Annotated in this window: 10 protein-coding genes; 8 read left to right on the top strand and 2 right to left on the bottom strand. The window is 61.0% G+C overall.

Translation table 11 applies throughout. The annotated features are described in order from the left end of the window. Nucleotides 1-117 precede the first annotated feature (117 nt). From AC0L2K_RS04860 to AC0L2K_RS04850, 3 genes are all read left to right on the top strand, one after another. Nucleotides 118-810 (top strand): BBE domain-containing protein, encoded by a 693-nt coding sequence (locus AC0L2K_RS04860; protein ID WP_473530759.1) that lies wholly within the window; start codon nucleotides 118-120, stop codon nucleotides 808-810. 417 nt (nucleotides 811-1,227) lie between these two features. Next, a complete protein-coding gene (locus AC0L2K_RS04855; protein ID WP_473530758.1) occupies nucleotides 1,228-1,746 on the top strand; it encodes a class I SAM-dependent methyltransferase in 519 nt (172 codons plus the stop codon). 890 nt (nucleotides 1,747-2,636) lie between these two features. Next, nucleotides 2,637-3,785: an aminopeptidase gene (locus AC0L2K_RS04850; protein ID WP_473530757.1), complete on the top strand. Its 1,149-nt coding sequence runs from the start codon at nucleotides 2,637-2,639 to the stop codon at nucleotides 3,783-3,785. Nucleotides 3,786-3,950: 165 nt separating this feature from the next. On the opposite strand, the gene AC0L2K_RS04845 is transcribed toward AC0L2K_RS04850, so the two are convergent. Together AC0L2K_RS04845 and AC0L2K_RS04840 are read right to left on the bottom strand one after the other, a co-directional pair. Further along, nucleotides 3,951-4,184: a hypothetical protein gene (locus tag AC0L2K_RS04845; protein ID WP_023801385.1), complete on the bottom strand. Its 234-nt coding sequence runs from the start codon at nucleotides 4,182-4,184 to the stop codon at nucleotides 3,951-3,953. A gap of 135 nt (nucleotides 4,185-4,319) precedes the next feature. Further along, nucleotides 4,320-5,156, bottom strand: coding sequence for a universal stress protein (locus AC0L2K_RS04840; protein WP_473530756.1), 837 nt, complete (start codon nucleotides 5,154-5,156; stop codon nucleotides 4,320-4,322). 328 nt (nucleotides 5,157-5,484) lie between these two features. Between AC0L2K_RS04840 and AC0L2K_RS04835 the strand changes: the two genes are divergently transcribed. The 5 genes from AC0L2K_RS04835 to AC0L2K_RS04815 all read left to right on the top strand — a co-directional run bounded on the left by AC0L2K_RS04835 (nucleotide 5,485) and on the right by AC0L2K_RS04815 (nucleotide 11,062). After that, the gene (locus tag AC0L2K_RS04835) at nucleotides 5,485-7,047 is read left to right on the top strand and encodes a bifunctional aminoglycoside phosphotransferase/ATP-binding protein (RefSeq protein WP_473530755.1); all 1,563 of its coding nucleotides are present in this window, start codon (nucleotides 5,485-5,487) and stop codon (nucleotides 7,045-7,047) included. Between the two features lie 38 nt (nucleotides 7,048-7,085). After that, nucleotides 7,086-7,532 (top strand): thioredoxin TrxC, encoded by a 447-nt coding sequence (gene trxC, locus AC0L2K_RS04830; protein WP_473530754.1) that lies wholly within the window; start codon nucleotides 7,086-7,088, stop codon nucleotides 7,530-7,532. A gap of 195 nt (nucleotides 7,533-7,727) precedes the next feature. Continuing rightward, nucleotides 7,728-8,480: a FadR/GntR family transcriptional regulator gene (locus AC0L2K_RS04825; RefSeq protein ID WP_128247489.1), complete on the top strand. Its 753-nt coding sequence runs from the start codon at nucleotides 7,728-7,730 to the stop codon at nucleotides 8,478-8,480. Between the two features lie 63 nt (nucleotides 8,481-8,543). Beyond that, nucleotides 8,544-9,449: a 5-dehydro-4-deoxyglucarate dehydratase gene (gene kdgD, locus AC0L2K_RS04820; RefSeq protein WP_473530753.1), complete on the top strand. Its 906-nt coding sequence runs from the start codon at nucleotides 8,544-8,546 to the stop codon at nucleotides 9,447-9,449. Nucleotides 9,450-9,553: 104 nt separating this feature from the next. Next, nucleotides 9,554-11,062 carry an ABC transporter substrate-binding protein gene (locus tag AC0L2K_RS04815; protein WP_128247490.1) on the top strand — a complete coding sequence of 503 codons (1,509 nt, stop codon included), beginning with the start codon at nucleotides 9,554-9,556 and terminating at the stop codon, nucleotides 11,060-11,062. Nucleotides 11,063-11,076 lie beyond the last annotated feature (14 nt).

The raw sequence follows: 11,076 nt of genomic DNA, 5'->3' as shown, positions 1-11,076 counted from the left end.
GATCCGGAGCTTTTTTGGGGCATTCGCGGTGGCGGTGGGAATTTCGGTGTCATAACCCGCTTCAGGTTCCGGCTGCACCAGCTTGGCCGGGTGGCTGTCGGCCATTGGACGTACCCGATGGCCGACGCGCAACGCGCAATCACCGGCCTCGGCGATTTGGCTCGACAACGCCCGCGAGAATTCTCCGTCGCTTTTACTCTCACGCGAGGAGGCTTGAGCGTGACTGCGGTGTGGGTGGGCGACAGCAGGCGGGCGGATCAGATGCTCTCGCCCTTCGGCGACCTTGCAGGTATGGGTGAAGGAGAAATGGGCGCCATGCCGTTTCTTCACCTGCAAAGTCGTAACGACGCTCATTTCGCCTGGTCACGCCGGTATTACGCGAAAGGTGGTTTCTGGTCGGATATCACCGGGGACGTAGTGGATGCCATGCTGCAGCAGATTGCCTCGGCACCAACCAAGGATTGCGAGTTCTACATAACGCAGCTTGGAGGCGCCGTTGCGGACGTGCCGGAAGGAGACACCGCTTATTCCGGAAGGCAGGCTGGTTATTACTGGATTGCGGAGCCCGTATGGGACGATCCGGCAGACGACGAGCGTTGCATCGAATGGGGCAGGTTCGCAGCAGGGCGCGTGGCCGATCGGTCCATAGCCGCCAACTATGTCAACGAGCAATCCGATACTGCCATTGCTTCGGGTGCCTATGGAGCCATCAAGTATGATCGGCTCAGACACTTGAAAACTCGGCTCGATCCCTCCAACCTGTTCCGCCTCAATCAGAATATCTTGCCGTTCGCGGCCACGCCGGAGTGATCTGGGCACCGCATAGGCCGGCGCGGCCTGCCGAGCACCGGCCGCGTGCTATAGGCTGACCCTAAACGGCTTAAGCCGGACCGTCGCAATCCTGCGGCCGTCAAGCGGAAGCGTACGAGCGGCGCTGCAATCGCAAACCATTCTGCATCGGAGTGTCTTGCGAAGACTCCCAGCGCGACAGCACCAGCAAGGTGCTACGGCGGGAGGTCCACATGGCGCAAGGGGTGCCTGCGCAGCTGCAGTAGCCACGTCCGCTTTTGGTGAATGGACTGGACGACAGAAATGACTGCCATTGGTAGCAAAGCGATAATTGATGTGCCGGGCGGAGGGGTCGCCACGGTTCAATTCACAGCCGCTGATCTTGACGCCGTCCGACCTTTGCGAAGCTGACATCGTCATTCGATCTGGGGGCAGTGAATGTCGTCATCGCATTATACGCATGGATCAAGTGAAGCCGAGCAGCAACGGCTGACGGCTTTAAACAAGCGTCTTAATCATCAACGATCTCTCGACCCTGCACAGCTGGTTGTTGGCGAGCGGGTCGTCGATTTCGGTGCTGGGCTAGGGCAGTTTTCGAGAATGATGGCGCGGGCCACCGGTGTTCCGGTCTTGGCTTTGGAGCGAAGCCCGGAGCAGATAGCGGAGGCGCTACGACAGGCTGACGCCGATGGGGATTTGGCATTTCTGGAGATGAGGCAGGGTGACGTGCTTGCTCCACTTCTTACCGACAACGAGCTTGGACAGTTCGACGTTGCTCATGCGCGGTTCGTTCTCGAGCACCTACCTGACCCGTTGCTGCTTGTTCGCAACATGGCCGGCGCAGTGCGACCGGGCGGACGGGTGATATTGTCAGATGACGACTATGATGGGCTGCGGCTCTGGCCCGAGCCACCGGGATTTGCCCTCACTATGGCATGCCTATCAGCGAACCTATGATCGACACGGCAATGATCCAATCATCGGACGTCGCCTTGTCCAATTGTTGCATCAGGCCGACCTGCGTCCACGACGTGCCACATTTGTCTTTTTTGGCGGATGCGCCGGCGAGCCTGACTTTGAGGCAGTTGTCCGGAACATTGCGAGCATCATCGATGAAGCGATGGACGATATCGTCGCTATCGGATTGCCTCCCCAATCCGTCAGCTCGACGCCCTGATTAGTTGGAGCAAGGAGCCGGACTCGGCCGTCTGGTTTGGAATGTCTTGGGCTGAAGCCGTTCGACCGGTCTAGTCGATGGGCTCTTGTGGTTCGTTTTGCCGTAACCCAGAAATAGATTTCTGAACAGCGCGTCAGCTTTCGGTTGCCTCTGCCATCGGGCGGAACGACTGTGAGGAGGCGCAGAGCTGCCATTCGCAACGCGGACAATGAATGTCACCGTTGGGTCAGGTCACGACGATGCGTGTAGCCCCCCTGAAGGTCGCTTTGACGGTCTGCCGTCGGCCCGCAAAACGTCCGAGTGGTGGCTTGGCGATGTCCGTAGTTGGCGCACCCGCGCCGTCAGCGTGGTCGCTTGAGACGGCGGCTTTCGGGAAGCTGCAAAGCTGACCTCAACGGCCGAGATTGGGCGCATTGCGGACCAACAGCGTTGGGCCGGATGCGACCGGAAGCTTCAGGAGAGAAAGACCCCCTAGGCGGATAGTTCGCATGCCGCCGTGTCCGGCTTATAGCGGACATTCGGCAATTTGGCAGCGAATGACCACATTGTGACAATCTTGCCGAAGACGAACGTCTAACCTAAACCTCATCCCAGGACATCAACCAAATTGGAGCCACTGTTTGGGACCGGGCGTAGTTGCGACGTTTGCCCTATCCGGACGTGTGAGCAAATGCCGTGGGCAACCGTGATGCGTGCATTTTTTCGTTCGGTTGCTGCGACGATCGTGATGTCCGGCCTGGCAGGTTGCACGAGCATTTCCTACTATGCACAATCCTTGAAGGGTCACGTGGAGATCATGGCGGCGCGCCAGGATGTCGAAGAGCTGATCGACGATCCTTCGATCCCTGGGACATTGCGCGCTCGAATGGAATCGGCGAGCGCCATCCGACAGTTTGCGATAGATGAACTAGCGCTGCCGGACAACGATAGCTACCGCAGCTATGTCAACGTTGGTCGGGACGCGGTGACATGGGCCATCTTCGCCGCGCCGGAATTCTCGCTGACGCCACGAACATGGTGCTTTCCGGTGTTCGGATGCGTTCCGTACCGAGGATACTTCTCCAAAAGGTCTGCGATTGAAACCGCTGTCGAACTTCAGAGACAGGGCCTGGACGTCTATGTGACGGGCATCACTGCATATTCCACGCTTGGCTGGTCAAGTGACCCGCTGCTAAGCACGATGCTCAGCCAAGATGAAACGTATCTTGCAGGGCTAGTTTTCCACGAGTTGGCCCACCAACGCGTCTATGTGAAGGACGATTCCGCATTCAACGAGGCGTTCGCTGTCGCCGTCGAAACAACCGGCGTGAGAAAATGGCTGCGCGCGGCTGGTGATACCGCCGAGTTGCGCCGTTACAAAGCCGACCGGAGGCGCAGAGCTCAATTTCTTGCGCTGGTGTCGCAGACCCGGGACGAGCTAAGCCATGTCTATGACGGCAGCGCTACCTCTGAGCAGAAGCGGGCCGCGAAGATGGCCGCGATCGAACGGCTGCGGATGCGCTACCGAGAGATGCGCGACAGTCGCTGGCGTGGATACCGGGGATACGATGTCTGGTTCAATGCTCCGATTAACAACGCGAAGCTCGCGGCGACTTCCGTCTACGGCGATCAGGTGGCGACGTTTCTCCGCTTGCTCGATTTGTGTTCGGGCGACTATCCACGGTTCTTCGCGTCGGTTCGACGGATCGGATCGTTAGACAAGGCTTACCGCGCTGAAGCGCTTAAAGCGGCAGATTCATGCGATCGAGCCGGTCAAATCCGTAGGCCAGAGGCGGCGAATCGGTCACCGATGTACTCGGCAGCCGGCGCAAGTGATTGAATTGACCATTTGGCGGCCGATTTCCCACATACTTTGACGTCGGGCGGGTCGGAAGCCAAAAGTCGGGCTACAGAAGGTAGAAGCCAAAAGCGGACTTGCCTGAGCCCCCCGGCGGATCCTGGACCACAATGGTTGCCGGCGGGCCGTGGCGCCTCAGCGTGCGCCCTACGAGGCCGAAAACCTCACGCTCACGCCGCGCTGCCGAAAATAAGCCTGCATCAGCTTGCGGCCCGAACGGTTGTTCTGCGCAAGCCTGGTCGGATCGAACACCGCCTGTTTTATCCCTTCTCGTGTCATCGCCGCCTTAAGCGTCGCGATATGCGCGTCGATGTCGGCATTGTCCGCCCGGAGGGAGGCATAGATACTTTCGGTCGCCTCGGCCACGGTCGGTTCGCTCACAGGTGTCGTCCTTTGGTTGGTTGAGCGGCGGCTTACCACAGATTCGCGGCTCCGCCGATACCGATGAGACGGCTAGATGGGCGGCTACAGTGTCCCTTGGGACTTAAAAGGGATGCCAATGACGGGCGCCGGCGGCTAACGCGCCATAAGGATCGGCATCGACGGGTCTTCAAGCATCGAGACGGTGACGCCACCGAAGATGCGCTCGCGCAACCGGGAATGACCGTAAGCGCCCATCACCATCAGGTCGGCGGCGATGTCGAGCGCGTGCCGGCGAAGCACGTCGACGACTGAATGGTCCAGGCTGGGCAGCCGGTCGACTGTGACATTCACGCCATGCCGCGCGAGATAGGCGGCGACGTCGGCTCCGGGTTCGGCCCCGTGGCGGTACTCGTCCTCCACCGGATCGACCATGACGAGGTGCACCTCATCGGCGCCTGGCAGCAGGCCGAGGGATTCGCGGACGGCACGCGATGCCTCCAGACGGGCGTCCCATGCAATCAGCACGCGTTTCGGCTTCAGGGTCGGCTGCGCCCCCGCGGGGATTAGCAGCAAGGGCTTTCCCGAAGAAAACAATGCGCCTTCGATCGCTTTGCTTTTCAGCGTTTCGTTGGCGAGCAGCTCCGGTCCAATGACCGTAATGTCGGCATAGCGGGCACGGCGGCCGATGGTGTCGTCGGCCCAGCCGGCTTCCGGATATTCGCTGGAGACATCGGCCGAAAGCACGCTGCCGGCGAGAAAAGCCGACAGGTCAGCAGTCCGCTTCTTCAACAGATCCTCGACGGCCCGACGCTCGTCGAGCCAGGCTTCTGAAACGACCGCGGCATACTCCCCGACTGGTGGCGGCGCAGCTACGGCAACGACCAGAACAGCAAAATAGGCGCCGATCTCGTTGCACAGGTCGGCGGCAGGCTTGAGATCACCGTCTCCCTCGCGCGGTCCCGTAACGGCAAGTATCGTCCTGAAAGCCATGGCGGCTGCTCCCGATTTTGCCCCAAAGCCCAATCGTCGTTGCAACAACAGCGAGACGGCTCGGCGCGCTGCTAGCGCTGAGTCAAGAACGCCGCCGGTCATCATTTGATCCGTATCAACATGCCCACGTGCCGACGCCAACAGGTTTCAGGCCGCTGGAGGACGCCAAGAATACGCCCCGAACACCGGAGCAGCAGCATCACGGAACGCATTCGTGACCTGGCTGGTTATATCCAGGCGCTGTGGCAGCAAGGGCCTGATGGCGTGGAATTTCAGCGACCACGCTCGCTGGCTTCCCCAGGTTGGGTACAAAACAAAGAGGCATCCGATGATCGTCGAGGATCAGCAATCCGTGGCCGCGATGTTGATGGACCCTGCCGCATATGGCGAGAGCGGACCGGTCGAGGCGATCGAGACCCATATCTCGCGGATATTCCTGGTTGGCCAGCGCGCCTACAAGATCAAGCGAGCGGTCAAGCTGCCCTATGTCGACTTCTCGACCCCGGCGCTGCGGCTCGCCGCTTGCGAGAAGGAGGTCGATCTCAACTCCAGGACTGCCCCCGGCCTCTATCTGGGGGTGCGGCGCGTCACCCGCGAGGCCGGCGGCGAGCTGGCCTTCGACGGAAGCGGCAAACTGGTCGATGCGGCGATCGAAATGGTCCGCTTCGATCAGTCGAAGCTGCTCGACGGAATGGCAGTCGGTGGCGAACTGACGCCTGCGCTGATGACGGATGTCGCGCGCATGATCGTGCGCTATCATCGCGGCGCGCCGGAGGTCCACAAGGGCAGCGGATCCTCGAACCTGGCAGGCGTGCTCGCCATCAACGAAGCCGGCTTTGCCACCAACCATGTTTTCGAGCAAGCCGAGATAAAGCCATTCACCGGGATGTTTCGCACCGCCCTCGCCCGTCATTGCGAGTTGCTCGACCGGCGGGAGGCGGCAGGCAAGATCCGGCGATGCCACGGCGACCTGCATCTGCGCAACATCTGTCTCTTCGACGGAGAGCCCCGCCTCTTCGATTGCATCGAATTCAACGACCAGATCGCCAGCATCGACGTGCTTTACGACCTGGCTTTCCTGCTGATGGACCTCTGGCATCGCGGCTTTCCGGAACTCGCCAACCTGGTGATGAACCGCTATCTCGACGAAGCAGACGACGAGGACGGCTTCATCCTCCTGCCTTTTTTCATGGCAGTGCGGGCTGCGGTGCGCGCGCATGTCACCGCAACCCAGATCGAGGAAGGCGGTGACATGCCCGGCGGCCTGCTTGCCGAGGCCAGATCCTATTTCGAGCTTGCCCGAACACTTCTCCAGGAAAAGCCGCCTCGGCTGATCGCCATCGGCGGCTTGAGCGGTTCCGGCAAGACGGCCGTTGCCGAGGCACTCGCCGCACATGTTGGCGCGCCGCCCGGCGCACGCATTGTCGAAAGCGACCGCATCCGCAAAGCCCTGCATGGGGTGCCAGCCGAGACGAAGCTGCCGGACAGGGCTTATCGACCTGATGTGTCGGACCGCGTCTACCGCGAAATGGCATGGCGCGCCGACTTGATCCTTGCCGAAGGCGGTTCGGTGGTCGCCGATGCCGTCTTTGACCGGCCGGCCGATCGCAACCGCATCGAGAAAGCTGCAAACGGCAGAGACGTTGCTTTCGCCGGATTCTGGCTGGAGGCGGATCCGCTCGTTCTTTGGCAGCGGGTGAGCGAGCGCAGTGGCGGTCCTTCTGACGCCACAGTCGATATCTTGTCGCGGCAATTGCAGCGAAAGGCTACCCCGTCCAACTGGCGCAATGTCGACGCCGATCGAAAGCTCGCCGATATCGCCGCAGAATTGGCCAAGGTTTCGGACGCGGTCGCTTTTGCGCAGAATCCTCCACTCAAGACCGCATCGTGACGGCGACGATCGACGCGCATAAAGACGGGTAAATGGGCATGGCGCAGGAAAATCTGGTGGTTTGCGGCAAATGCGGCGGGGTCAATCGCCTGCCGCCAGCACGCGATGCCGGGGACGCGAAATGCGGAAAGTGCGGCTCCAAGCTGTTCTCGGGTCACCCGGCAGACGTCGATGCACAGAGTTTCGATCGCCAGGTCACGCGAAGCAGCCTCCCCGTCGTCGTCGACATCTGGGCACCATGGTGTGGCCCGTGCAAGATGATGGCGCCGGCCTATGAAGCGGCAGCCAACGAACTGGAGCCGCATGTTCGCCTGATCAAGCTCAATTCCGACAATGAGCAGGCCGTTGCAGCCAGGCTTGGCATCCGCGGCATCCCGACCATGATCCTCTTCCATGGCGGGCAGGAGGTTGCGCGCACATCCGGCGCAATGACGGCGGGACAGATCGTCAGGTGGGTCCGCGATCACCTGCCGGCTGCAGCCTGAAAGCTGCCACTGCGTGGATTTCACTGATCGCGGTGCCCAGCACGACGGGCGATCTGATGGCCGACGCTGAACACAGAAGCCATACGATGACCTTAAGATATTCGACATCGGACGACGAATTTTCATATGATGACCTCGCTTTTGGCCCGCACTGGGAGTATGGATCCTCAGGATCCGGCAAAGTTGGGAGGACCCATGCAGCAGGCCGAACATCGAACGTCCCGGCGGTCGTTCGTCTCTCAAGTTGCCGATGCGCTGCGCGACCAGATCGAAGCCGGCTTTTATGCGCCTGGCGATAAATTGCCGACAGAACCAGCGCTGATCGACCGGTTCGGGTTCAGCCGCACCGTGGTCCGGGAGGCCATTGCCGCGCTTCGTGCCGATGGGCTGGTGGAATCGCGGCAGGGCGCCGGCGTCTTCGTTCTCGGCCCGAAACCCGTCGACGAGGGATTGAAGCTGTTCACCGACGAAACCAACAAGATCTCGGACATCATCGAAGAGCTCGAGCTGCGCATCGGCATCGAAGTCGAGGCCGCCGGCCTTGCCGCCGCCCGCAGTTCGCCGGCGCAAGAGGCCGAAATCGAGGCCCAGGTCGAAAGGTTCGCCGACCTCATGGCGCAAGGGCAACCCACGGACGATGCCGACTTCCAGTTCCACATGGCGATCGCCGCCGCAACCAACAACGCCAGGTTCAAGGCCTTCCTCGAACATGTCGGCCGGCGGATGATCCCGCGGGTGAAGTTCAAGACGATGATGGGCGGCGTCGACCCCTTGCCCAATCGCGACCATCCGATTCTGCAGGAGCACAGGGAAATCGCCGATGCGATCCTCGCCCGCGACCCGGAAAAGGCGCGTGAGGCGATGCGCCGCCATTTGGTGACCGGGATAAAGCGCTATCGCGCCCTGACCGTCCGGCGCCCGACAAATCAGGACAACACCGGCGGTTGACTCGTCTGGATACTCATCATATGAATCTAGGTGACATCATATTAATTTGTGGGATGAGTTCCTTTGTCGCCAGATGAAATCAAGTCGCGTGTCGCTTCAGGGCTGCTGTCGTTTCCGGTCACGCATTTCAACGAGGATTTCAGCCTCAATCTCGAAAGCTATCGCGCGCATGTCGAATGGCTGTCGGGGTTCGGTGCCGCTGCCCTGTTCGCGGCCGGCGGCACCGGTGAATTCTTCTCGCTGTCGCCGGAAGAGGTCGCCGACGTTACCCGCGCGGCCAAGGATGCCTCGGGAGACGTGCCGATCATCGCCGGCTGCGGTTACGGCACGGCGCTCGCCACGGAAATCGCCCGCCGCGCCGAGGCTGCGGGAGCCGACGGTCTCCTGCTTCTGCCTCACTATCTGATGGAGGCCCCGCAAGAGGGGATTTTTCGGCATGTCAAGGCCGTGTGCCAGTCCACCGGCCTCGGCGTCATCATCTACAACCGTGCGAACTCGGTCGCCAATGCCGACACGGTCGCCCGCCTTGCTGACGCGTGCCCAAACCTCATCGGGTTCAAGGACGGCACAGGCAAGATAGATCTTGTCCGCCACGTCACTGCAAAGCTCGGCGATCGGCTCTGCTACATCGGTGGCATGCCCACGCATGAGCTGTTTGCCGAGGGCTTCAACGGCGCCGGCGTGACGACTTATTCCTCCGCGGTCTTCAATTTCGTGCCGGAATTGGCACAGCGCTTCTACAGGGCGATGCGGACAGGTGATCGCGCTGCAATGGAAGAAATCCTGCACAGCTTCTTCTTTCCCTTCGCGGCTCTGCGCGATCGCGAGCAAGGTTATCCGGTGTCGATCATCAAGGCAGGCGTCGAACTCATCGGACGAACACCCGGCCCGCTTCGGCCGCCGCTGACGGATCTGAAGCCGCAGGAGAAAGACGCGCTGCGCGGACTGATCGAGAAGATCGCCGCCTAGCCGCCGCGAGATCGGCAAGTTGTCGGCAGCACGGGATGAGGAGGATCGTCTCGTGCGACAGCCAAAACGGAAGATCCCAAATGGAAGAACAAGGGAGGAGAGACATGAACAGAAGCATTCATACGATTGCAGCTGTCGCAATGATGACCGCTGCCGCGCCATCGGCCGTCGCACAGGAAGCGGCGCAGGAGATCCGTATCGTCCTGCCGGAGCAGCCGGCCAATCTGGAGCCCTGCGGCACCATCATCACCAATGTCGGCCAGATACTCAGCCAAAACGTAGTTGAATCGTTGACCGTCATCGATCCGAACAGCGGACAGCCCCAGCCGAAACTGGCGACCGAGTGGACCAGCGTGGATCCGACCACCTGGCGGATCAAGCTGCGCGAAGGCGTCAAATTCCAGGACGGAACCGAACTCAATGCGGATGCGGTCGTCTTCTCCATCAACAGGATGATCAGCGGCAAGCTTACCTGCAGCAACATTGCGAAATTCGGCGATGCCAAACTGACGCTGACGCCGCTCGACAAGCTGACCGTCGAAATAAAGTCGGACAGGCCCGAGCCCATCATGCCGACGCTGTTGAGCGTGGTCATGATCGTCTCGCCGAAGACGCCGGTCGACCAGGCGGTGAACGATCCGGTCGGCACCGGCCCGTTCACGCTGTCGACCTTTTCCCCGCAGACCGTGGTGCTGGACGCGTTCGACGGCTATTGGGGCAACAAGCCGCAGATCACCAAGGCAACCTATGTCTGGCGACCCGAATCCTCGATTCGAGCCGCCATGGTGGAGACCGGGGAAGCCGACCTGACACCGTCGATTGCCATCCAGGACGCCAGCAATCCGGAGACGGATTTCGCCTACCTGAACTCCGAAACCACCGCCATCCGCATCGATGCCGCCGAGCCGCCGCTCGACGACCTGCGCGTGCGCAAGGCGCTCAACCTGGCGATCGACTGGGAAGGCCTTGCCCAGCTGTTCGGCGACGACGTCAAGCGTGCGTCGCAGATGGTCGTCTCCGGGATCAACGGCCATGACGATGCGCTCGAGCCTTGGTCGTATGATCCGGAAGAGGCGAAAAAGCTTATCGAAGAGGCGCGCGCGGCGGGCGTCGCGGTCGACACCGAGATCAAGCTCATCGGGCGAAACGGCATCTATCCGAACGGCGCCGAAGCGATGGAGGCGATGATGACGATGTGGCAGGATGCCGGCCTCAACGTGAAGCTGACCATGCTCGATGTCGCCGACTGGCTGCGCTATCTGCAAAAGCCGTTCCCGGCGGAGCGCGGCCCCAATCTTCTGCAGATGATGCATGACAACAACAAGGGCGATGCGGCCTTCACGGTGCCGATCTTCTATCGATCGAGCGGCAGCTACTCGACCTTGGCCGATCCGGCATTCGACAAGCAGATAGACGAGGCACTGGCGGCGACCGGCGAAGCCCGCACCAACAGCTTCAAGGCGATCTTCGGCAAGGCCCGCAACGAAGTGGTGGCGGACATCCCGATGTTCCACATGATCGGCTATACCCGGGTTGGCACCAGGCTGGAATGGAAGCCCGATATCACCACCAACAGCGAAATACCGCTGGCCAATATCGCCATCAAAGACTGAGCGATACGGGGGTG

It is taken from the genome of Mesorhizobium sp. WSM4817, from assembly GCF_055811135.1.
This window is presented reverse-complemented; position numbering and strand designations above follow the sequence as displayed.